The organism is Lactobacillus delbrueckii subsp. bulgaricus (assembly GCF_046938665.1).
GTDB lineage: Bacteria > Bacillota > Bacilli > Lactobacillales > Lactobacillaceae > Lactobacillus > Lactobacillus delbrueckii_C.
In genome coordinates this window covers 1-21,816 of the sequence record NZ_JBKZCD010000003.1, presented here as the reverse complement: position 1 = coordinate 21,816, position 21,816 = coordinate 1, and the positions used below count along the sequence as shown (strand labels likewise).

The window sequence follows — 21,816 nt, the reverse complement described above, 5'->3', positions numbered from 1 at the left end:
GGTGGGTGCCGCTTTTTTTGATAAAGATAAGAAAGGCGGTCTGACGAGACTGTGGAAAAGCTGCAAACTGCGGCTGGGACTACAGTATGCTGTTATGATTCATTCTAACAGGCGTATTCAAATTGATTGCGAAACGATATACAATGTGTTACTATCCTCATAGAAAGAATATAAGGAGGCTGATTGTATGGCAGCAAGAACAGCGAATGTTATTGCAAGAGTAGAACCTGAAGTTAAGGAGAAGGCAGAAACTATCTTAAAAGGCATGGGCATCCCAGCCTCTGTAGCAATCAACATGTTCTATAGACAGATTATTACAGATAACGGCCTTCCATTTCAGCCTTCAAAGAATATCCCAGCTCCGAAGGCACTGGGTGAGATGACTCGTGAGGAATTTGATGCGCGAATGGCAGAAGGGCTTCGTCAGGTGGATAATGGAGAAGTTTCGTCTGTAGAGGATGTTCGTAAGCGGGTTTTAGGGGAATTGCATGGACTCCTATAAGGTTAATATTACAAAGCAAGCAGAAGAGTCGATGCGTAATATTGCCTTATATATCGCGCAGAAACTTATGAATGTATCGGCGGCAGAAGGGCATGTTGATGCATTCTTGAATGCAATTGAAGAACTATCTTACAGGGCATCAACTGTGCAAACAATTCCAGAGCAGCCTTGGGGAGAGATGGGGTTTCGCCGGATCAGCGTCAAGAACTACTATATCTACTTCAAGATATATGAGGATAGAAAAGAGGTTTCTGTTCTTGACATTATCTATCAAGGACGTGATCAGAAAAAGAGCTTGAGTGAAAGTGGCTATGAAGAATAACTTAGTCGGTCAAGCGACCAAGATAAGCGACTAAGTTACCGACCAAGATAGAGAATAGGAGGCAGAGATGAGTGGATACGTACCGCCATTTCAGATGACCGACAACATAATGAACCTGTTAGCGGAAACCAGTGAACAGATTGGCCGGATCAAGGTTTTGTCGCATGGCAATCTGAATCCGCACTTACGGAAGGAAAACAGAATCCGGACGATTCACTCATCTTTGGCGATTGAGCAGAATTCTCTAACTCTTGAACAGGTTACGGCTATCTTGGACGGCAAGCGGATTCTTGGCAATCCCAATGAAATCCGGGAAGTGAAGAATGCATACGCCACTTATGAGATGATGCTTGAACTCAACCCGTATTCTGTGGATGACTTGTTAGAAGCACACAAGCAGATGATGGCGGGGCTAATTTCTGAAAATGGTAAGTTCCGGACCAGTGGGGTGGGAGTTTTTGCCGGTGACCAAGTCATTCACATGGCTCCGCCAGCCAAACTTGTCCCAGGTGAGATTCAAAATCTGATCACTTGGTACCGTAATTCTAAAGTTCATCCCTTGATTAAAAGCGCGATTTTCCATTATGAGTTTGAGTTCATCCATCCTTTTGCCGATGGCAACGGGAGAATGGGTCGGCTCTGGCATAGTTTGCTGCTGGGTAACTGGAATGAAATCTTTTTCTGGCTGCCGATAGAGGAACTGATCCGGTCCAGGCAGGAGGAGTACTACCAGGCACTTGGCAAGTCTGATGAACTAGGAGAAAGCAGTCCTTTTGTGGAATTCATGCTGGAAGTCATCTTGGACACGCTGAAGGAAACCACAGTTGTTGGTAAAACAAAGAAAGCAGAAAATCCCCAGGTTCAAAAACTGTTGGAAGTTCTTGATGGTGAAGAGCTGTCTGCAACAGAATTGATGGAACGACTAGGGCTTTCGCACAGACCCACTTTCCGGAGAAACTACTTAAATCCGGCTTTGGAAGAAGGACTTATAGAAATGACTATTCCAGAGAAGCCGAAAAGTAGAAATCAGAAATACCGGCGAAAATAACTTAGTCGGTCAAGCGACCAAGATAAGCGACTAAGATAGCGACCAAGATAAAGAAGAGTCCCTTCATGTTTAAGCGTGAAGGGACTTTTTTCGTTCAATTATTTGTCATAATCCGCAAATCAACACTTTTCCCCGTTTGTGTTGCTCATTTTTAATTGTTGGTGTGATAATGTAAAACCACAGCCCTTGGGAGGGAGTTGAAATGAGCACAGCCAAAGCTTGCATCTCAAGTTCTTAGGTATAATAAATTGGAAACCGAGAGAAAATTGAAGATTGACGGAGAACAGAGTGGACATGCAAGCGGGAAAATATCAAAACGCAGCCGTGCTCATGGATGAGGCTTTCTTGCGATTACTTGAAAAAGAAGACCCTGACCAGATAACGGTTAAGGAGATCTGTGAAAAAGCTGGGGTGAACCGGACAACGTTTTACCGGCACTACGGTAATGTCAACGATCTTCTTGAAGAAACAATCTGCCTGATCAACAAGCGCTTTACCGATTCATTGACGGCTGTTGATGATGCAGGTCTTGATACAGAGGTATTGACCAAGGAAAAATATCTTAGGCCGTATCTTACGCTGGTGAAAGAGCATAAGAAAGCATATAGAGTGATACGCAAGAAAGGCAGCCTGTTCAACACCAGAGGTGCTTTTGATGAGCTGTACCGCACGCTTTTCTCCCCTGCATTGACGCATTTTGGCGTCAGCGAAAAAGAGAAAAAATACGTGCTTGCTTTTTATACCCAGGGAACAATGGCGGTCATTGGCGAATGGGTTGATGGCGACTGCGAGGATGACATGGATATGATCATCGATCTCATCATAAAGCATACTCTGGTGCATGAGAACACCTCCAAGGCTGATTAGACAGCAACTAACGATTTTTATGGAGGATAATAAAAATGACCGAACTTGAAAAAGCACTAGCTGGAGAACAGTTTGACCGACGCGCGGTGGATGTACGGGAATTTCAAAGCCATGTAAAGGACTTGTGCTTTGACTTTAACAACACCCGTCCTTCTGACCCTAAAAGAGCAAAAATTGTTGAAGAACTCGTGACTGGCTACAATCCATATGTTTTCATTGAGAGTGGCTTCAACTGCGTATTTGGCAAAAACATCCATTTCGAGGGGATGGCGATGATCAATTACGGCTGCACTTTTTTAGACTCCAATATCATTACCATCGGGAAATGTGCCTTGATCGGTCCGGGCTGTCAAATCATCTGCACTAATCATGCGCTGGATGGTGAGGAACGGCTCAAAGGGCTGTTTAATGACAAGCCAGTTCATATTGGTGAAAATGCTTGGTTAGGTGCTAATGTGACGGTTCTTCCGGGGGTTACGATTGGCAAAAACGCGGTCATTGGGGCTGGATCAGTGGTAACGAAGGATATTCCGGAAAATACGATTGCCGTTGGCAACCCCTGCCGCGTGCTGCGCGAAATAGAGGACAAAGACAAGTTGTTGAAATAGTCTAAAAAGGCTGGTATTCTGGACGGTATGGAAATCATTGGAATTGATCATATCGTAATTACAACACAAGATTTAGCTGCCTGCCTGCATTTCTACGGGGATGTCCTTGGAATGCAGGTGGTTCACGGCAATGGCCGCTATGCAGTGACTTTTGGCCAGCATAAATTCAATATCCACACCAGAAAGGCTGAGTTTTTGCCAGCCGCGGCCAATCCGACTTATGGAAGCCTGGACTTGTGCCTGGAAGTCGGCGGCAAGCTAGCGGAGGTTAAGAAAGAAATCGATGCAAGCGGCTATCCGATTGAAGAAGGGCCAGTCACGCGTCACGGCGCGCGAGGTGAAATGACGAGTCTCTATCTGCGTGATCCAGATGGAAACCTGTTCGAGCTGTGCAGCTATGATTCAGTTAAATAGACGAAAAAAGCAGGTTGCTCATTGTTATGAGCCGGCCTGCTTTTGTTATTTCAATCATTATGGTCGTTCGTAAAAGTCCATATGAGGAAGGAAAATATTGATGTATAAGGTAATCGCAATAATAAAAAGATATGATTTGCTCTCAGTTAATAATGTAATAAACGATAGGGCGTTATAATTTTATGGAATGAAGCACATTGAAAGAATTATTATGGCTACAATAGCATTAGGAAGTAACGTCCCTTCATGTTTAAGCGTGAAGGGACTTTTTAGTCCAATCATTTGATTTTTCGTCCAAAATCGGGCAAAATTGGACGAAACAAGCATCTCTAGCAAGAAAGTTATTCTGCCAGGGATGCTTGTTTTGGTTGATGAGCTAATATTCTACGTCTAAATCGGGCAAAAGTTCCTTGAAAGTTTTGCCTTCAAACAAAGGAACGTCTTCTACCAACTTACGGAAATTCTTGTTTTGAATTATGACTTTTCCGCTGAGCTCTTCGGCAATCATGTAGCCACCATCTCCGTAGGCTGCGGTAATGATATATCTGATACCGTGATACCAGAAAAGAAAATCCATTGTTAAAGGCGGATCGTCCTTTCTTTCCGGAAATTCGTTCCATGATTCAGATAACATAAAGCTTTCCCAAGTGAAAGGCTTATCTTCTTCTACGTGATCTTTGTTTGGCTTCATTCTTTTTTCTCCCAAGTTAGATGTTTTGCTTTCTGAATACCCGTAATATATCAGAATTATCAAGAAAAGCGTAAACTATCTCATAGAAGTATTTTTGGAGATGTAATGACGATGAAAAAGATGACGATTTTATTTCCCGGCAGTTACATGAATTACCATGTAATAGACGATGATATGAGTGAAGAACTTCAAGCTGCTGAAAAAACAGAGCTTTTTAACACGGTCTTGTTTAACTACGACAATTGGCTGGCCGGAGACAAACTCAAGCTGACCGATCACGGCAACATTTCAAATCCAGTTATTTACCGGGGCTGGATGCTGAAACCGGAGGAATACCAGCGGCTGTACGAGGAGCTTGACGCTAATGGAATTTACTTGCTGACTAAGCCGGAAGCTTACTCGAACATGCATCTTTTTCAAAATGTCTATTCGTTGATTAAAGATGACGCAGCGAAGATGATCTATTTTCCAGATCGAAAGGTAGATCTGGAAACTGTGAAGAGGCATTTTAACCGCTTCATGGTCAAGGACAGCGTGAAATCAGCAAAAGGGACTGAATTCCCAGCCTTTTTTGACCAGTCGACAAGCCAAGCGGAATTCGATGAGGCAATGAAGATTTTTTACAAATACCGGGGCGATCTTCTGACTGGGGGTATTTGCGTCAAAGAATATCTAGAACTAAAACGTTATGATGGCGTGACAAATGAATTCCGCGTATTTTACGCAAATGGAAAGATCATTAGCGTAAGCAAAAATTCGAAGCAGCCAGAGTCTGTGAATAAGTTGCCGATGGAATTGGCCGAAAAATATCTTGGCTTAAATAGCCCGTACTACACAATCGATTACGCAGAATTAGCGGACGGATCATGGAAGATTATTGAAGCAGGAGACGGCAGTGTGTCTGGCCTCTCAGCCGGCCAAGATGCGATAGAGTATTACCAGGCAATCTATCATGCATTTGTAGAATTAGCGGATTAGGAAAACTTGATCGGCTCTTATACCAGCGAAAATAACTTAGTCGGTCAAGCGACCAAGATAAGCGACTAAGTTAAAATTAGGTCCTCTCACAATAGGTTGTGGGAGGATCTTTTTCGTTCAAAATCGGATGAAATTGACCGAAAAATTACTTAGTTAGACGAAAGGAGCAACAGTCATATGAAGCCAACTTGGCAAAAAAGATAGCTTTACCTCTGCTTGGCAAAGGCCAACGTTGTAGAAGATTACTGTTCCCAGAATCACTGTTCGTTGGACAAAGAAGTTGCCATGGGTTGACAAATTAGCCAATATGGTTAATAATATTTACTGAAGGCGTAAAATAAAAAGTGGCTGTTGGCGCAGCCACTAAATAGAGAAGTGCTAATACTTCAACTAGCAATTTAAGTTTAGCATACTTCTCCATATTTGACACCTAATAATAAATAAGGAGGCAGTGAATGCTAAACTTAAAAAATGGCTATTTTACAGGTAAAGATGAATTCCCTGTATTACAGTCACAGAACAATAATTTTCAACGTCCTTTCCAAATGGTAAGATTTTCTGACCGAAAAGATGTCTCTTTAAATGATGCTATTTGCTTTTATGAATGGGATGAGAAATTTAAGCGTCAGTTGGCGGAGAATCATCTGAATAGGTTAATCGGTGATTTTAGACGAGCGGGATCCGTAGTACAACCAGATTACAGTATTTATGCTGATGATCCATTAATTCTGCAAAAAATGGCAGTTTTTAATCGGAACCGAGTTGCTTGCGAATTGCAGTCATGTGGAATTGAAATTATTCCCAATTTGCGTTGGGGGGATGAAAGATCATTTGAATTTGCCTTTGCAGGTATACCTAAGCATCAAATCTGCGCTGTTGGTACTTATGGACAAATTCGTGATAAAGAGAAACGGAGGCTATTTGAGTTAGGCCTTGAGCAAGCGTTAGTTCAAACAGAACCTAGAGAGGTTCTTGTTTACGGGCCCATGCCTATTGATATTTTTGGACAATATCAAAGTGTGGTTCCTTTTTATCAATATCAAGATTGGCGTAATAACGCGTTTGATAAGAAGGTGATTTGATGGGCAGCGGGTACCGCGGTTATTCTCACACTCAAGGGGCTACAGAACGATTTAAATCACAAAAGCTCATGGATGAGCTGAAGAACAGTGGAGTTAAGTATACTGAAAAAGACGTAGTATTAGTAGCTAAAAATTATTATGGTAAGCTTTTATGGCTGGAGAAGGGAAATGAATCATCTGGTCTGAAGCATATCGAAATACGACATCAAAAAGAATTTGGCGAAAATACTGATATTAAGGACCTATTAATGAAGATCCTATCGTTAAAACCAGTAAAACGCTTTAGTAGGGGGAAGGGGAAGAGACTATCTGACGTCTATCTGTATAAGAAAAATTCGAAGCATTATTTGGTCGCTTATGGTGACAATGGTTATATTGTTAGCTTTTATCCATATGAGGAAGGGAAATATTGATGTATAAGGTAATCGCAATAAAAGAATATGAATTTACACGAGACATCATTGTTGAAAGTCAAAAATCTAAACAGCAATATACAGTATTTGATGATTCAGATTTAATTGGAAATGATCAATTCTCTTTTGTGAAAGAGCAAGAAATCTATGATTGTAAGATAGGCATACTGTATGAAGTAAATCGCTCTGGGAAAATATTTTATGTTTTATCTCGGGAAAAGGTTGGTAAGATGAACTTATTTAAGGTATCAAATTCAGACGGTGATAATTTTTATTTGCCAGCTACCACAGATGTAAAGATTGGTAGTCAAATTAACTTGATAGTAAAAAGATATGATTTACTCTCAGTTAATAATGTAATAAATGATAGGACATTATAAAATGAATCACATGGAGGAATTATTATGGCTACAACAGCATTGGGAAAATTTTTAAGAAAGATACGGATAGATCGTGATGAGCGATTATATGATATGGCAAAACATTTAGGAGTTAGTTCTGCTTTTCTTTCTAGTGTTGAAAATGGTCATAAGAAAGCATCAACTACTTTAATTAATAATATTATTGATGCCTATAACTTGGATATGGAGCAGCAAGAACAGTTGAAAGATGCGGTGAGCCTTAGCGAGCATAAGATTGATATCTCACAATTCTCACCACAAAAGCAGGAAGCTACTTTAATGTTTGCAAGAAAGTTTGATGAATTAACTGACGAACAAATTGATCAGATTAGGAATATTTTAGAAGGAGATGGGGACAATCATTAGCTATAAAACTGCATTTGAAGCTAAACCAGAGTCTCGAGAAGATTTACGATATTTAGCGAAATTAATTCGTAAAGAGCTAGGTATCGCCCTTGATAAAAAATATGTTGATGTCACTTGGATTTTGGAAAGATTGGATGTACTTGATTCAGAGTATTCATATGAAATAGTCGATGATGATGAATTAGGAGCGGCAGTGCAAGCACAAACTGATATTTTAAAGGATACTATTTATATTAAAGAGTCTGTGTATGAAGGTGCAATTCAAAACAACGGTCGTGATCGTATGACGATTGCTCATGAAATGCTTCATCTCATTTTGCACCAACCAGTAGCATTAACTTTGTATCGTCGCACTGATGATTTACCAGTTTATAAAAATCCTGAATGGCAAGCTGAGTGTTTTGCTGGCGAATTATTGATGCCCTATGATCAGATTAAAGATATGACGGAAGAAGAAATTGTAGAACAATGCAAAGTCTCTAAACGAGCTGCTCACTATCAGAAGGCGCATATCTAGAAAATATGAAATTCTCCAATTGCAAGAACAAATTGAACACTTACCATAAGATCTAGTAGATTTTGATTATCTGCGTCGGTGAATGCGGTTAAGTTCAGCGTCATAGCATTCATCTGGAGTCTTGTAGTTTAATATCTTCCGGGGAAGAGAGTTTCGATCTTAGCAATGATTTCTACACTGTACTTGCCCATACGGTCTCCTTTGGGAATATAGCGTTTGAAAGCCTGTTCTATGCTTCCTTCATCGCAGGATATATAAGGGTGAGAGTAGTACACAAGCGCCTTAGTGACTTGCTCAAGATCGGATAAATTTACGAATTCAGATCCGTTGTCAGTTGTGATGGACTTAAAGATTTGATTCCATTTGGTTCCATACAACTTTCCAAGTTTATCAACTGCTTCATGACACCGGCTGAGGTCTTATCCTCAATCTTGATCAATAAAGAATTGACGCGTCTTTCGTTCGTACAGAGTAAGTAACACATCGTCATCCTTAGTCTTACGTCCAAGAACCAAGTTGCATTCCCAGTGACTAAAGTCCTTACGGGCATCGATTCTAGGGCTACGTTCATCAATGCTTCGTCCCAGGATGCGCTGGCTTATACGGGCACGATGAGCCGTAGTATTGCATTTGACCTTCTCGGGAAGATCCCTTCAGCCAAAGCGTGACCCAAGCAAGCGTCAAGAGACCTGCCTCGATTATGGAAGCAGCGGGAAACGTAGCTGATGAACTCATGTCTACGAATGAACAAGCGCTTGCTTTAAGCGTGAGGGGACTTTTTTAGTCCAATTATTTGCTCTTTCGTCCAAAATCGGGCAAAATTGGACGAAAAAAGAGCTAGTTGGACGAAAAAGACAACTTGGCAAAAAGCTGGCTTTACAATCCGCCTGGCAAAGGCCAGCGATGTGGACGATTATTATTTCCAGAACTACTGTTCCTTGGACAAGGAAGTGGCCAGACTGACTGGCTGCAAAGATCATTTTACCAAGGAAGAAGTGACTTCTTTTTTTCTAAAAGCTATCGCAGAAACGGACAGATACTTCTTTTTGATCCTAGACCCCAACGGTAAAATCATTGGTGAGAGCGTGATTAATGCAATCGCCTGGGACCTGCGCCGGGCCAATTTCCGCATCTGCATCTTTCATCCGGCGGAAAGAGGGAAGGGCATTGGCAGCTGGGCGGTTGAAGTGAGTCGGGATTTCGCCTTTGACCAGCTGCATCTGCACCGGCTTGAACTGGACGTCTTCTCTTTTAATCCCCGCGCGGAAAAAGCCTACCTGCGGGCTGGATTCAAGCGGGAGGGAGTTTTGCGGGATGCAGTTTTCGACAGGGGCCAGTACGCTGACGACATCTTGATGGCTATCTTAGAAGATGACTGGCGTAAGCTGAAAGAAAATGTTGATATTTTTATATAAAACTTATTCCGTTAAATCGCTATTTTATAAATAGTAAGTGAGCTTATTATATGATATACTCGATATAGTCATGACGTGATATACTTATTTTTAAGTAGTTAAGACTCCCTTTAACGTTAAAGCGATAACCATGATTTGTTGAGGAAAAAATATGACTAAATACCGCGCCGACATTACGGCTCTTAACGCAGAAAAAATTGGCAGCCAGGCTCACGGCTATGTAGAATTCACGACTGCGGATGACAAGCTCCACATCAAGCTGGAGATGTTCGACACCCCGGCCAACATCCAGCACTGGGAACACTTCCATGGCTTCCCGGACGGCAAGGATGCCCAAGTGCCAACCCTTGCCCAAGACACTAACCAGGACGGCTTTATCGACCTCTTGGAAACCGAACCAGTCTCCGGCACGACTATGGTGCCCCTGGACGCGGCTCCGCACGAAATGTGCATCCCCCACGACAACTACCCAGTTGCCGACGCAAACGGCTACTACAGCTATGAAAAAGATGTCGACTTAGCCAAGCTGGAAGCCAAGTTCAAGGAAGTCTTCAACGACCAGGACCTGGCCCTGGACAAGCGGGTGGTCTACATCCACGGCGTGCCAGCTGACCTGGAATTGCCAGAAAGCATCGGCGGCAAGATCAACGACCATTACGACCAACACGTCACTCTTCCAATCGCGGCTGGTAAAATCAACCGCGTCGACTAAAACTAAGCCATTCAGAGGATCGAATTCCCCTGGATGGCTTTTTTTCGTAAAAAAATTTTGCAAAAATCCCGATCTTGATAGAAATCAATTGGGGAATTCGGCTTTCCCGGTATATTAAAAGCATCAAAGCAAGGAGGTCGAAAGATCAATGCAAAAATGGTTAATGAAAAAGCGCAACCGGCTGACGGCAATTACGGGCATCTTAATTGTTCTGGCCTTTGCCGCTAAATGGTTATTTAAAAGTGAAACAGCAGAGTCCGGCCTGCTCCTGGCCGCCTCTCTCATCGGCGGCTTCCCGATCGCCGCATCCGCTTGGCAGGCCCTGAAGGTCAAAGTCATCAGTATCGACTTGCTGGTGACCCTGGCCATCTTAGGTGCCTTCGTCATCCAGGAATTCGAAGAATCCGCCATCGTGGCCTTCCTCTTCTTGTTTGGGGCCTATCTTGAGCAAAAGACCCTGGCCAAGACCCGGTCAGCCATCAAGGAACTGGTGGAGATGGTGCCAGAAACCGCCCTCCGGCAGACGGCAGACGGCGACTTTGAAGAAGTTGACTTAGATGACTTGGACGAAGGGGACATCCTTTTGGTCAAGACCGGCGGCAAGATCCCGGTTGACGGGGAAGTCGTCTCCGGTTCCGGAACGGCCAACGAAGCCAGCATCACCGGTGAATCCATGCCTTTAGGCAAAAAGCCCGGCGACCCGGTCTATGCCGGTACTATTTTGGAAAACGGGACCATCCGGATCGAGGCGGAAAAAGTCGGGGATGAAACGACTTTTGGCAAGATCATCGAACTGGTCGAAGAAGCCCAGGACTCCAAGTCCCAGGCTGAGCGTCTAATTGACCGCTTCTCCAAGTACTATACCCCAGTCGTCCTGCTCCTGGCCATCATTGTTGGCCTCATCAGCCAAGACCTGGAACTGGCGGTAACTATCCTGGTTCTCGGCTGCCCGGGTGCCTTGGTTATCGGGGTTCCGGTCTCCAACGTGGCCGGGATCGGCAACGGGGCCAAGCAGGGGATCCTTTTTAAAGGCAGTGAAGTCATCACCAAGTTCAGCAAGGTCGACACGATTATGTTCGACAAGACCGGGACCTTGACTTACGGCGACCCCCGGGTCAGCCAGGTGAAAAAGTACGGCCAGGGCCAGCTGGCTGAACAGCTTTTAGTCAGCGTGGAAAAAGAATCTGCCCACCCTTTGGCGAAAGCAATTACTGGCTACTATGAAGACCTGGAAGCTAAAGAAGTTGAAGCTTCCCAGGTCCTCCAGGGCGGCGGGATCGTTGCGCAAGTAGCTGGCCAGCAGGTCCTGGTCGGCAACCGCTATCTGCTTGACCAGTACCATGTCCCAATTACAGAAGAGATGGAAAAGGACATGGAAGAGCTGGCAAGTGCTGGCAATTCCCTGGTTCTGGTAGCTGTTAACGGGCAGCTGGAACTTGCTTTAGGCTTAAAGGATGAGATCCGGGCCGGAGTCAAGGAAGACCTGGCCGCTTTAAAGAAGCTGGGCGTCAAGAACCTGCTCCTCTTGTCCGGTGACAACCAGAAGACGGTTGACCTGGTAGCGGAAGAACTGGGCCTTACTGAGGCATATGGCCAGCTTTTGCCAGAAGACAAGGCCGAATTTGTCAAAAAGCGGCAGGCAGCCGGTGAAATCGTGGCCTTTGTCGGCGACGGGATCAACGACAGCCCGTCACTGGCCCGGGCAGACATCGGGATTGCCATGGGCAGCGGGACTGACGTGGCAATTGAGACTTCAAACGTAGTCCTCATGAACGGCAGCTTTGACCGGATTCCGCGGGCTCTGGCCCTGGCTAAGGCCACCCGGCGGAACATGATTGAGAACATCACCATCGCCCTAGCTGTCGTCGCCGTCCTGCTGGTCAGCGTGTTAGCCAGCTCATGGATGAACATGGCCATCGGGATGTTTGTCCACGAAGGCAGCATCCTGGTTGTAATCTTAAACGCCATGCGCCTTCTGGCCTACCGGTCAAAATTACAAAAAACGCGAAAGTTGATAGAAAACAATTTTTCTCAAGCAGCAGGCCCGTATACTAAGGGCATCGAAAGTATCCAATAGGAAAAAGAAAGGACAAGAAATCATGCAAAAAGCAATTTTACAACTCGAAACTTTAGCCTGCCCAACCTGCATGCAGAAGATCGCGGGGGCCATCGCCAATGTCGACGGGGTTGAAAAGACCAGCGTCAAGGTCCTCTTCAACGCAAGCAAGGCCAAGGCCAACTTCGACCCGGACAAAACCAATTTGGACACGATCACGCAAGCCGTGAAGAATATCGGCTATGACGTCTTGAAGGCCAGCGCTAAATAGTAGAAAAAAGCAAAAGCAAAAACAAGAAAAACGACTGATCAAGAAAAAAGGAGAAAAATGATGATTAAGGAATTTTTTGCCAAGAATGATGAAATGTTAGACTTATATACGCAGGCAATTACCAAGGCCCATGGCGCCCACCACCCGGAAGTCTTTGAAGTCCGCAAGGTTTACGAAGACATCCAAAAGAAGGTGAGAGCCGGCCAGGAAGACTTAACTGCCGACTTCAGCAAGCTGCGGTCTTTGACCGCGGATTACGCCATTCCGGCCGACGCCTGCGGGGCGATGACTAAAACCTACCAGACCCTGGAAGAATTCGACCACTTGGTCCAGGGCTAATTTTTACCAGCAGAGGAGAGCAAAATGCAGCATATATGTGTCAGCCTGGTTCCCTTATTCGCGGACCTGCCAGAAAAAGACCAGCTTAAGATCAATTCCCTGGCCAGCCACCGGCGCTATCAAAAAGGTGAGACGATTTTTCAGCCAGGGGATGAAAAGCTGCAGATCGTGGCCCGGGGAAACATGAAGGTTTACCAGCTGTCCGCCAGCGGCCGCGAGCAGCTGCTCCGGGTCGCTCAGCCGGGTGACTATGAGGGGGAAAAGCAGCTTTTTGGCCTGGAAAACGACAGCTTCTTCGGCCAGGCCATGGAGAATACGGAAATCTGCAGCTTGAGCAAGGCAGACTTCAACCGGGTCCTCCTGGAAAATCCCCAGCTCTCCCTCAAACTGCTGGAACTCAGCACCCAGAAGCTGCTGGCCACGGAAAGACAGACCCAGTTCCTGGCTATGGAGCGGGTTGAAGAAAGACTGGCCAGCTACCTGCTTGACTTGGCTAAGGTGAGCGAAAGTGACCAAATCCAGCTGTCCATGAAGATGAAAGATATCGCCCTGTATCTGGGAACTACTCCCGAAACCCTCTCCCGCAAATTCAAACTCCTCGAAAAAATGGGCTATCTGAAAAGGACAGGCAAGCAGGTGAAAATCCTTGATGAAGACGGCCTGCTGGATCTGTAGCAGGCAAGCAAAATCTCCCTCTAGATTACTAGGGGGAGATTTTTTGTATTGAAAAAGAAAGATGAAGAAGGCTTAGTGCAGGGCGGTTAGGAAGGTGATTAGGCCGAAGACAATGCCAGGAACATTGGCGATAAAGACCGGCCAGTCCTTGTACTTCTGCAAAAAAGCGTAGCTGCACCAAAAGGAGCTGTTGATGCAGGCGACCAGCGGCTGCATGGGATTGCCGTATTGGCCGTGCAGGTTGTTGATGATCTGCGGAATGTAGGAGACGTACATCAGAATTGACATGATGCTGGCAATCCGGCCAATTAAGATGGCTTTTTTAGAATTCATTAGCGGCCTCCTTCAAATCAGCAGCTGAGCTGCTGGGAAAAGTTTCTGAGAAGAGGTTGACGCCAGACTTTAATTGGCACCGGCTGCCATCTTGCTTGACGAAGACTGCCTTGGTTCTTGGCGGGAGGGTGACCATGCTGTCGACCATGTCCCCGTTTCTGACCCACTTGACCTCCAGCGGTCCGTTAGCCGTCATGAGCGTGCCGCCAGCCCAAGTCAAGTGGCTGGTGAAGTGCGGGGCGATCGTCCAGGTATCGCCTGTCAATTCTGGCAAATTGATCCCAAGCATTTTTTCAACGACGAAGTCTTCAACTGAGCCATACGCGTAGTGGTTCATGCTGTTCATGTCAGTACCGGAGATGTGGCCATCGCTCAAAAGTGAGTCCCAGCGCTCCCAGGTAGTCGTTGCTCCTTGGCTGATTTCAAACAGCCAGCTCGGGCTGTCTTCTTTAAACAAGAGGTCAAAGGCTTCTTCGTCCAAACCGTTTTCACTAAGCGCGTGTAAGAGGACAGGCGTGCCGGCAAAACCAGTGGTCAAAGAGCAATTTGTTTCAGCCAAGCGTTCCTTTAAGCGGCTGGCCAGCTTTTGTCTGGCAGCTGCAGTCGGGTAAAGATGGTAGTGAAGAAGCAGGGCCAGTCCAGTTTGCGTGTCAACTTTAGTGGCGATCTTTTGCCCGGCAAAGCCCTGGGCCATTTGCTGGCGGATCTGCTCAGTCGGAGAATTTAAGGTCTCCGGAGTCAAATTAAGGTCATCACCCTTGAAGTAGCAGGCCAGGATCGCTTCCTTGATCTCATCAGCCAGCTTTTGGTAAAAATCGCCATCTGCTTGATAGTCCAGAATCTTGGCTGCCTCTGCCGTGTTTTGGGCTGAAAGCCAGTAGTAGACGGTAGCGACCAGGCTGGAGTCCGTTGCCCCCATGACGCTGCCTTTGATGCCCGTGTCCAGGGCCAGCCAGTCGCCCAGCTGCATGTCAAAGTCAAAGAGATGGCGGTTTTGGTGGGTCCGGTCTTTTTGCAAGATATAGTCGACCCAGCCCTTCATCAGCGGATAAGCTGCTTTAAGCTGACCTTTATCGCGTTTGTGCCGGTAGGAAGTGATCGGGAGAATCGTGGCTGCGTCACCCCAGACTGAAACAGCTCCGCCTAGCAGGAAGGGGTTGATCCCTTCAAAAGGCTTGATCTTTGGGTATGGGGCAAAAACAGGTACTGCCCCGCCCAAGGCCAGCTGCTCAGCCCGCATTGCCCGCAGGTAGTTGGCAAAAAAGGCCCGGGTTTCCATATTGTAGGAGGCGGTATTGGCGAAGACGGCAATGTCGCCGGTCCAGCCCAGGCGCTCGTCACGCTGCGGGCAGTCAGTTGGGATGCTGAGGAAGTTGTCCCGCTGGCTCCACATGATGTTAGAGAGCAGCTGGTTGAGCTTGGCACTGGATGAGGCGAAGGAGAAGCTTTCTTCCATTTCGCTTTGCAGGCTGTAGCCCTTGAAGCGGAGAGCTTCTTCTTCAGACAAGCCTTCGACTTTCACGTAGCGGAAGCCGAAGTAAGTGAAGTGGGGGCGGATAAAAGTGGCCTGATCAATGTTGTCGACGATAAATTCCTGCTTGGCCGTTCTGAGATTGTCCCGGTAGAAGCAGCCATCCTGCAAGAGTTCGCCAAAAGTAAATTTGACCTGCTTTTTGGCCGTCTCTACCCGGCCGGCAATCCAGCCAGTGATTTCCTGTTCAAAGTCCAGGATCAAGTCACCGTTTTTATCGGTAAAAACGGCCGGATTATAGACGCGGACCGGCTTAACCGGTAAGTCCAGGCGCTCAGTCAAGGTTGCCCGGTCATCGTCAAGGACCAGGGTCGTCAACTTTTCAGCCTTGGCAGCCAAATCCTGTCTTTCCCCGTCATAGATGGAGTTTTCCTTGATAAAGGAAGTCGTGCATGACCAACTGCCGTCACTTAAAATGACTTCGCGGCTGCCATCTTCATAAGCAATTTCCAGCTGGGCGATCAGCTTCTGCTTGTTGCCGTAGATGTCTTCAAAGCCGCCGTCAAAAAGGAAGCGGCCCTTGTACCAGCCGTTGCCGACCGTGACTTCCAGCTCGTTTTCTGCCTTGATGAGGTGGGTTATATCAAAGGTTTGGTACTGCTGGTAAAGGTCATAGCTGTGGTAGCCTGGCATGAGATATTCGATGCTGACGGCTTGGCCGTTGAGTCTGGCTTCATACAGGCCCAGGCCGGTCATGTAGAGGCGGGCTGACTTGACCGCCTTTTGGCTGGTGAATTCTTTAGAAAAGCAGACAGCATCCTGGGCAGGTTCGGAATAGGAGATCCACTTGGCCTGCCAGGCTTCAGCCAGCAAGCCAGTTTCAAAAAAACTGCTGGCTTGAAAACCCATCCCTTGTACCCGCCAGAAGTAGCGGGTCTTGTTTTCCAGAAAATTAGGGTCGATCGTCAGCAGGTTATCGCTGGTGCTGCAGCTTGTTTGGACAAGGATCTGCTTAAAGTCAGCATCCTGGGCAACGGTGACCGTCAAAGCCTGCTGGTCATCTAGGTCTTCGCCTATGTTTTCCCATGAAAAGGTCAGGTGGTCATAGCTGTAGCCGATTGGCTCAACCAGGCCGTTAAGCTTTAAATTTTCAGCTTTCACGTTTTAATTCCTCCAAAATCTTGTTCTCGCACAGGGCATTGACCGGGCTGACGCCTTTAAAGTCGCTTTCGCCAGTCAGCTTGGCAATGGCCGCGGCAATAAAGTGGTCGTAGTTGCAGTAGGCATTGACGATGGTGCTGATCATTGGCACGTCGAAATAGTGGTAAGGGTTGCCCAGACTCAAGAAGACTGTTGGCACTTCCTTGGTGAACCATGGCAGGTTGTTGCCTAAGCCGTAGAGGGTGTACCAGTTGATCCGGGCCGTGGTCTGGTTGCTTTCCGTTTCAACGTTGGCCACGTACAAGACCAGGTCATACTTAGCCTTGAATTCTTCAACAGATTCAACTTCAAAGAGGTTGCTTTCCGGCTGGTAAATCGTGACCTCAAAGCCCCGCTTTTCCAGCTGCTTTTTAAGCTGGCTGAGGACATGTTCATCCTGTTTGCCTAGCAATTCCAGCAAAACCCGCTTGTTTTTCTCAACAGTCAGCGGCAGAAGCTGGTCATCGTCTTTAACTAAAGTGATGGCGTGGTCAGCGAGTTCGGCTTGTTCAGCCTGGTAGTTGCCTAAGACCAGGTCGCCGTGGTCAACGCCTGTGTTCAAGCCGATCGCGGCTTTAGTGGCTAAGATCCGGGTTACGGCTTCGTTTAAGCGGTCTTCAGTCAAAAGGCCATTTTCCAGCCCGGCCTTCATGTAATTGAAATCTTCTGCAAAATCTCTGTAGAAAAGGAACATGTCGCAGCCGGACTGGATTGCCGTTGGGACAGCCGTCTTGCGGTCCATGGCGGAATTCATGCCGACCATGTTGGATGCATCGGTAATGATCAGGCCGTTAAAAGCCAAGTCTTCGCGCAGGAGGTCCTTAAGCAGGCGGGGGTTCAAAGTCGCCGGCAGATTATTCTGGCTGTAAGCTGGAAAGGCGATGTGGCCAACCATGACAGCTTTTACCCCGTAATCGATCAAGGACCGGTAGACCTTGCCGTAGGTCTTCATCCACGCGGAAACCGGCAGGCTGTTGACTGAGGTCAAGAGGTGCTGGTCCCGTTCGTCAACCCCGTCTCCTGGGAAGTGCTTGATGGAAGTCAACATCTGCTGCTCATCAAAGGCCCGGATGTATTCTTTAGTGTTGGCGATCACCGTGTCGGGATTATTGCCATATGAGCGGACATTGATGATTGGGTTTCTGAAGTTAAAGTCAAGGTCAACTACTGGTGAGAAGCCCCAGTTGACGCCGACTGCCTTGGCGTCATGAGCGGCAATTTTGCCTAAAGTATAGGCGTACTTGGGGTCATTAGCCGCGCTGACGGCCATTTGCCGGCCATAGCCAGTCCCGCCAGCGATAGCGCCGTTGCTTCCGTCTTCCAGGTTGGCCGCGGTCAAAAGCGGGATCTTGGAGTGGTCTTGAGCGTATTGATAAGCCTGGTGGATGTCTTCTTTGTTGCCTGGCCGGAAGAAGAGGCCGCCGATATGGTATTTAAGCAGGGCATCCAGGTCCTTGCTTTCCTTGGACATGCCGATTGGCAGGAAGAGCTGGCCGATTTTTTCGTCCGTACTCATTTGCGCCAGAGTCTTTTGGACCCAGGTCTGCTGGTCTTGGCTTAAGTAAAATGGCTTTGCTGTTAAATCAATGGTCATGGTAAGTTTTTTCCTTTCTGGTGAAAAAATTATTTGTTGGCTAAAGCGTGGTCTGGCTTGGACTTTTCAGCTGCCAGCAGGGAAACAAGGACAATGGCGGCAATTACGATCAAGGCGAAACCGGCATTTCTGATTGAAGCGGCGGCTGTCTTGCCCAAGAGGCTAGCCGTGTACGGTGCCAGGAAGGAACCGATGTTGGAACCAACCAGAACCAAGGCATTGTTCATTGGAGCGGTCTTGGTCACGGACAATTGGGAAACGCGGGTGAAGATGTAAGGAATTGAAACGCCGCCAAAGAAGCCGGAAGCAATGCCCAGGGCAATCATGGCGCCGTTGCTGGTAGTCATGGCCATGCCTACCAAGGTCAGGCCAGAGAGCAGGATCCCCAAAGGCAGGATCTTGGATTTCAAGAACTTGTAGAGAAGGCCGAAGACGAGCCCACCCAGCAGCTGGGCAAAGTTCAAGCAGGCAAAGACCGTGCTGGCCTGGCTTGGGGTGCCGACGCCATTTTCAACATACATGGTCGCCAGTTTGACCATGGCCACCATGACAGCTGAGAAGTAGGTAAAGAGGACGGCAGCATAGAAGATGACTTTGCCGCGGGCGTGTTTTTCGGCCGCTTCTTCAGCAGGGGCAGCCTGGTCATTTTCGGCGGCTGCTTCTTTCTTGATCCCGGCTTTTTCTGGGTCTGGCACGAAGAAGATGAAGAAGATCAAGGTTGGAACGAAGAGCAGGTAGACCAGGTAGGCAGCGTGCCAGCTAATTTTCAGCAACTGGCCGGCTAAGAGAGTCATGAGGGAAGTCCCGATCCCGGAGGCAGCTGCCCGCCAGCCCATGAGATGGGCCAGGAAGTCGCCTTCAAAGAACTCGCCGATCAAGCTGACCGCCAGGGGGTTGGCCAGCCCAATCCCGACACCGAGGATAGCGCGGGAGACCATGATCATGTTGAAGCTGTTTGAAAAGGCAGGGATGAGTGAAGAAACCGCTGCGATGGCAATCCCTAAGACAGCTGTGGCCTTTTGTCCCAGCTTATTGACAATCATGCCGGAAATCAGCACGAAGATGGTGACGAACATGGAAACGATGGTGGTGATCATTTCAATTTGCACTTGGGAGTGGCCGGGGAAGGACTTGGCCATTTGCGGAATAGTGGCTGAAATGACACTGGCTGCCTGCTCAACTATGTTTAAGGCAAGTAAGGAGACAATCAGCATAACTTTTTTGAACTTGGAATCTTTCACGATTTTTCCTCCTAAAATAACAGATTGGCTGATAAGTTTTTAGCTTTAATAATGCTTCTTTCAAGTTACGAGCCTATTATAAGAAATGCTGTCTGCGCTTACATTGCATAAATTCCATGCTATAATGAACTATCTACAGATTATAGAAGTGCTCTCAATGAATCTAAAAGAACTAGAACAATATTTGTATACCGTTAATGTTTATGAGCAAAAGCAGCAGGAGACTGGGGTCAGCATCAATGACTACGAGGATTACACTCATTCGCCGCAGCGGTCGTATGTTGACCCTGACCGCCATATCGTGCGCTTGCCAAAGAATATGTTTTTCAAAAATGGGCAGAACATCTTCATCAGCAAGCACAACCGCTTTGCCCCGATGCGGGAGCACCTGCATGACTTTATTGAATTGAACTATGTCTATGCCGGCCACTGCACGGAACAAATCAACGGGAAGAGGGTTGACTTAGAAGCGGGAGACTTTTGCGTGCTTGACCGTAATGTGCCGCATTCTATTGCCCCCTTGGGCCAGGATGACATTTTGATCAACATCTTGATCAATGAAGAGACGTTTTCCTCGCTTTTTATAGTCAAGATGGAGAACAATTCCAGCTTGCAGGCGGTAATCTTGACTGACATGTTTCAAAAGCAGGCCAAGCATGACCGCTATGTCTTGTTTAAGAGCAAGGACTTCCCTCGGGTTCACGTCTTGGTGCAGCTCTTTTTGACGGAATACTGGTCGGAAGAAAAGCAGATGCCTCTTTTTTTGACCAAGTATCTGGAACTGATTATTATGGAGTTGATGCGAATCTACAGCTATAATCAGCTAAATCACCCAAGTTCGGCCTTTGCTTATGAGGCGGTATTGGACTATATTGACGACCACTATCTGGGCCTGACTTTGTCTGACTTGGCCCGGCATTTTGGCTATAATAAAAATTACCTGGGCAATGTCTTGAAGAAGACGACCGGCCGGACCTTTCAATCGATCCTACTGGAGAAGCGCCTGTCTATTGCCAGTTCGCTCTTGTTGAATACAGACTATTCGATTGAACTGATTGCGGAAAAAGCCGGCTTTAATTCGGCAAGCTACTTTTTCCGGCAGTTCAAGAAAAAGTACAATGAGACACCGAATGCCTTTAGGCGGGGAAATTTGCAGCAGAAAAAAGTTAAAAGCAAGGGAGAAGAAAAATGAAGTTTCCGGAAGACCAGCTGACTTGGACCAGAGAGCCGGCCAGCTATACTATTTCAGCTGATAAGATTGAGATCGTGACCAAGCCGCACACGGACTTGTGGCAGCGGACTTACTACCATTTCCGCAATGACAATGCCCCGGTTCTGCAAGTGTCCAGTGATGAGAAGTTCTTTTCTTTCATCGTTAAAACTGACTTTGCCAGTCACCACCGCTTTGACCAATGCGGGGTGGTGCTGTACCTCGACAGCGAAAACTGGCTTAAGGGGTCAATTGAATATGAGAATGAAGACTTCCAGCATCTGGGCAGCGTGGTAACCAATCATGGCTATTCCGACTGGGCGACAACCGAGATCCCGGCCACGGTCAAGTCGATGTGGTACCGGCTCAGCCGCCGGGAAGATGACTACTGCATCGAATGTTCAGAAGACGGAGTGATCTACAAGCAGATGCGAATTTGCCACCTGCTGGAAGGCGGCGGGACGGTTCGCTTTGGCATCTACGCCTGCAGCCCGGAAGATTCATCCTTCAAGGCTACTTTCAGCCACTTGGAATTAACTGACTGCCAGTGGCAAAAGCATGATGGCCAGGCTGCTGATCCGGATCTGGAATAGAAAAAAATAAAACGAAGCTGATAATGCAAAGGAGAAAAAATGAGCTTAACAGTCAATCTTTACTATCACGGGCAAAACGGCAGTGCCCGCAAGTTCGCGGAAGAAATGGAAGCAAGCGGGGTGGCCCAGGCAATCCGGGAAGAAGCCGGCAACCTCCGCTATGAGTACTTCCAGCCGCTCGCTGACCCGGAAACCATCCTTTTGATCGACAGCTGGGAAAATCAGGAGGCGCTGGACGTCCACCACGCTTCACCGATGATGGGCCAGCTGGCTGAGCTGCGCGAGAAGTATGACCTCCACATGAGCGTTGAGCGCTATGTTTCAGCAGAAGAAGCAGCTGGCGACGAGCAATTTATCAGAAAATAAAAAAACAGAGTTTCCTTTTTAGCTTAGGAAACTCTGTTTTTGCGTTAGGCGCGTTTTTTGCTGATAGCAGCCTTAATGGCTAAAATAACGAAGGTAACAGCGACTGGAACCAGCCAGCCCAGGCCATCCTG

The 21,816-nt window shown here is 47.0% G+C and carries 26 protein-coding genes and 1 pseudogene; 21 read left to right on the top strand and 6 right to left on the bottom strand.

Annotation, left to right across the window (positions count from 1 at the left end):
- Positions 1-187 precede the first annotated feature (187 nt).
- From ACLUXO_RS02720 to ACLUXO_RS02695, 6 genes are all read left to right on the top strand, one after another.
- Positions 188-502 carry a type II toxin-antitoxin system RelB/DinJ family antitoxin gene (locus tag ACLUXO_RS02720; RefSeq protein WP_412136234.1) on the top strand — a complete coding sequence of 105 codons (315 nt, stop codon included), beginning with the start codon at positions 188-190 and terminating at the stop codon, positions 500-502.
- On the top strand, positions 489-824 hold the full coding sequence (locus tag ACLUXO_RS02715; RefSeq protein ID WP_412136233.1) for a type II toxin-antitoxin system RelE/ParE family toxin: 336 nt from the start codon (positions 489-491) through the stop codon (positions 822-824). The genes ACLUXO_RS02720 and ACLUXO_RS02715 overlap by 14 nt, the downstream gene beginning before the upstream one ends.
- Positions 825-891: 67 nt before the next feature.
- A complete protein-coding gene (locus ACLUXO_RS02710; protein WP_412136232.1) occupies positions 892-1,872 on the top strand; it encodes a Fic family protein in 981 nt (326 codons plus the stop codon).
- 294 nt (positions 1,873-2,166) lie between these two features.
- Complete coding sequence (locus ACLUXO_RS02705) at positions 2,167-2,739, top strand: TetR/AcrR family transcriptional regulator (protein ID WP_412136377.1); 573 nt, start codon at positions 2,167-2,169, stop codon at positions 2,737-2,739.
- A gap of 35 nt (positions 2,740-2,774) precedes the next feature.
- Entirely contained in the window at positions 2,775-3,347 is a 573-nt protein-coding gene (locus tag ACLUXO_RS02700; RefSeq protein WP_412136231.1) for a sugar O-acetyltransferase, read from the top strand.
- Between the two features lie 27 nt (positions 3,348-3,374).
- Positions 3,375-3,761, top strand: coding sequence for a VOC family protein (locus tag ACLUXO_RS02695; protein WP_412136230.1), 387 nt, complete (start codon positions 3,375-3,377; stop codon positions 3,759-3,761).
- Positions 3,762-4,137: 376 nt separating this feature from the next.
- On the opposite strand, the gene ACLUXO_RS02690 is transcribed toward ACLUXO_RS02695, so the two are convergent.
- On the bottom strand, positions 4,138-4,452 hold the full coding sequence (locus tag ACLUXO_RS02690) for a hypothetical protein (protein WP_229771798.1): 315 nt from the start codon (positions 4,450-4,452) through the stop codon (positions 4,138-4,140).
- Positions 4,453-4,563: 111 nt separating this feature from the next.
- On the opposite strand from ACLUXO_RS02690, the gene ACLUXO_RS02685 reads away from it, so the two are divergent.
- The 6 genes from ACLUXO_RS02685 to ACLUXO_RS02660 all read left to right on the top strand — a co-directional run bounded on the left by ACLUXO_RS02685 (position 4,564) and on the right by ACLUXO_RS02660 (position 8,209).
- The gene (locus tag ACLUXO_RS02685) at positions 4,564-5,430 is read left to right on the top strand and encodes an ATP-grasp domain-containing protein (protein WP_412136229.1); all 867 of its coding nucleotides are present in this window, start codon (positions 4,564-4,566) and stop codon (positions 5,428-5,430) included.
- 455 nt (positions 5,431-5,885) lie between these two features.
- On the top strand, positions 5,886-6,512 hold the full coding sequence (locus ACLUXO_RS02680; protein WP_412136228.1) for a DUF4417 domain-containing protein: 627 nt from the start codon (positions 5,886-5,888) through the stop codon (positions 6,510-6,512).
- On the top strand, positions 6,512-6,925 hold the full coding sequence (locus ACLUXO_RS02675) for a hypothetical protein (RefSeq protein ID WP_412136227.1): 414 nt from the start codon (positions 6,512-6,514) through the stop codon (positions 6,923-6,925). The genes ACLUXO_RS02680 and ACLUXO_RS02675 overlap by 1 nt, the downstream gene beginning before the upstream one ends.
- Positions 6,925-7,305 (top strand): hypothetical protein, encoded by a 381-nt coding sequence (locus ACLUXO_RS02670; protein ID WP_412136226.1) that lies wholly within the window; start codon positions 6,925-6,927, stop codon positions 7,303-7,305. The genes ACLUXO_RS02675 and ACLUXO_RS02670 overlap by 1 nt, the downstream gene beginning before the upstream one ends.
- A 24-nt stretch (positions 7,306-7,329) precedes the next feature.
- Entirely contained in the window at positions 7,330-7,692 is a 363-nt protein-coding gene (locus ACLUXO_RS02665; protein WP_412136225.1) for a helix-turn-helix domain-containing protein, read from the top strand.
- Complete coding sequence (locus tag ACLUXO_RS02660) at positions 7,676-8,209, top strand: ImmA/IrrE family metallo-endopeptidase (RefSeq protein ID WP_412136224.1); 534 nt, start codon at positions 7,676-7,678, stop codon at positions 8,207-8,209. The genes ACLUXO_RS02665 and ACLUXO_RS02660 overlap by 17 nt, the downstream gene beginning before the upstream one ends.
- A gap of 66 nt (positions 8,210-8,275) precedes the next feature.
- On the opposite strand, the pseudogene ACLUXO_RS02655 reads toward ACLUXO_RS02660, so the two are convergent.
- Positions 8,276-8,966: pseudogene (locus ACLUXO_RS02655) on the bottom strand (IS30 family transposase); the annotation flags it as partial.
- A 64-nt stretch (positions 8,967-9,030) separates the two neighbouring features.
- Between ACLUXO_RS02655 and ACLUXO_RS02650 the strand changes: the two are divergent.
- From ACLUXO_RS02650 to ACLUXO_RS02625, 6 genes are all read left to right on the top strand, one after another.
- Positions 9,031-9,624 (top strand): GNAT family N-acetyltransferase, encoded by a 594-nt coding sequence (locus tag ACLUXO_RS02650; RefSeq protein ID WP_412136223.1) that lies wholly within the window; start codon positions 9,031-9,033, stop codon positions 9,622-9,624.
- A gap of 151 nt (positions 9,625-9,775) precedes the next feature.
- The gene (locus ACLUXO_RS02645; protein ID WP_412136222.1) at positions 9,776-10,336 is read left to right on the top strand and encodes a hypothetical protein; all 561 of its coding nucleotides are present in this window, start codon (positions 9,776-9,778) and stop codon (positions 10,334-10,336) included.
- Between the two features lie 148 nt (positions 10,337-10,484).
- Positions 10,485-12,413 (top strand): heavy metal translocating P-type ATPase, encoded by a 1,929-nt coding sequence (locus ACLUXO_RS02640; RefSeq protein WP_412136221.1) that lies wholly within the window; start codon positions 10,485-10,487, stop codon positions 12,411-12,413.
- Positions 12,414-12,435: 22 nt separating this feature from the next.
- Positions 12,436-12,663 carry a heavy-metal-associated domain-containing protein gene (locus ACLUXO_RS02635; protein ID WP_009559129.1) on the top strand — a complete coding sequence of 76 codons (228 nt, stop codon included), beginning with the start codon at positions 12,436-12,438 and terminating at the stop codon, positions 12,661-12,663.
- A gap of 57 nt (positions 12,664-12,720) precedes the next feature.
- A complete protein-coding gene (locus ACLUXO_RS02630) occupies positions 12,721-13,002 on the top strand; it encodes an iron-sulfur cluster repair di-iron protein, ric (RefSeq protein ID WP_412136220.1) in 282 nt (93 codons plus the stop codon).
- Between the two features lie 24 nt (positions 13,003-13,026).
- Positions 13,027-13,677 carry a Crp/Fnr family transcriptional regulator gene (locus ACLUXO_RS02625; RefSeq protein WP_412136219.1) on the top strand — a complete coding sequence of 217 codons (651 nt, stop codon included), beginning with the start codon at positions 13,027-13,029 and terminating at the stop codon, positions 13,675-13,677.
- A gap of 72 nt (positions 13,678-13,749) precedes the next feature.
- Here the strand turns inward: ACLUXO_RS02625 and ACLUXO_RS02620 are convergent, their stop codons facing one another.
- The 4 genes from ACLUXO_RS02620 to ACLUXO_RS02605 are packed head-to-tail and all read right to left on the bottom strand — an operon-like array spanning position 13,750 to position 19,516.
- Complete coding sequence (locus ACLUXO_RS02620) at positions 13,750-14,010, bottom strand: SemiSWEET family transporter (protein WP_412136218.1); 261 nt, start codon at positions 14,008-14,010, stop codon at positions 13,750-13,752.
- Positions 14,000-16,642: a family 78 glycoside hydrolase catalytic domain gene (locus ACLUXO_RS02615; protein ID WP_412136217.1), complete on the bottom strand. Its 2,643-nt coding sequence runs from the start codon at positions 16,640-16,642 to the stop codon at positions 14,000-14,002. The genes ACLUXO_RS02620 and ACLUXO_RS02615 overlap by 11 nt, the downstream gene beginning before the upstream one ends.
- Positions 16,632-18,275 (bottom strand): glycoside hydrolase family 3 protein, encoded by a 1,644-nt coding sequence (locus tag ACLUXO_RS02610; RefSeq protein WP_412136216.1) that lies wholly within the window; start codon positions 18,273-18,275, stop codon positions 16,632-16,634. Before ACLUXO_RS02610 ends, ACLUXO_RS02615 begins: the two co-directional genes overlap by 11 nt.
- 29 nt (positions 18,276-18,304) lie before the next feature.
- Complete coding sequence (locus ACLUXO_RS02605) at positions 18,305-19,516, bottom strand: MFS transporter (RefSeq protein ID WP_412136215.1); 1,212 nt, start codon at positions 19,514-19,516, stop codon at positions 18,305-18,307.
- A 157-nt stretch (positions 19,517-19,673) separates the two neighbouring features.
- Between ACLUXO_RS02605 and ACLUXO_RS02600 the strand changes: the two genes are divergently transcribed.
- From ACLUXO_RS02600 to ACLUXO_RS02590, 3 genes are read left to right on the top strand one after another with little or no spacing between them, the layout of a single operon-like run.
- Positions 19,674-20,708 (top strand): AraC family transcriptional regulator, encoded by a 1,035-nt coding sequence (locus ACLUXO_RS02600; protein ID WP_412136214.1) that lies wholly within the window; start codon positions 19,674-19,676, stop codon positions 20,706-20,708.
- The gene (locus ACLUXO_RS02595; RefSeq protein WP_412136213.1) at positions 20,705-21,319 is read left to right on the top strand and encodes a DUF1349 domain-containing protein; all 615 of its coding nucleotides are present in this window, start codon (positions 20,705-20,707) and stop codon (positions 21,317-21,319) included. Before ACLUXO_RS02600 ends, ACLUXO_RS02595 begins: the two co-directional genes overlap by 4 nt.
- 39 nt (positions 21,320-21,358) lie before the next feature.
- Entirely contained in the window at positions 21,359-21,685 is a 327-nt protein-coding gene (locus ACLUXO_RS02590) for a putative quinol monooxygenase (protein WP_412136212.1), read from the top strand.
- Positions 21,686-21,816: the final 131 nt, after the last annotated feature.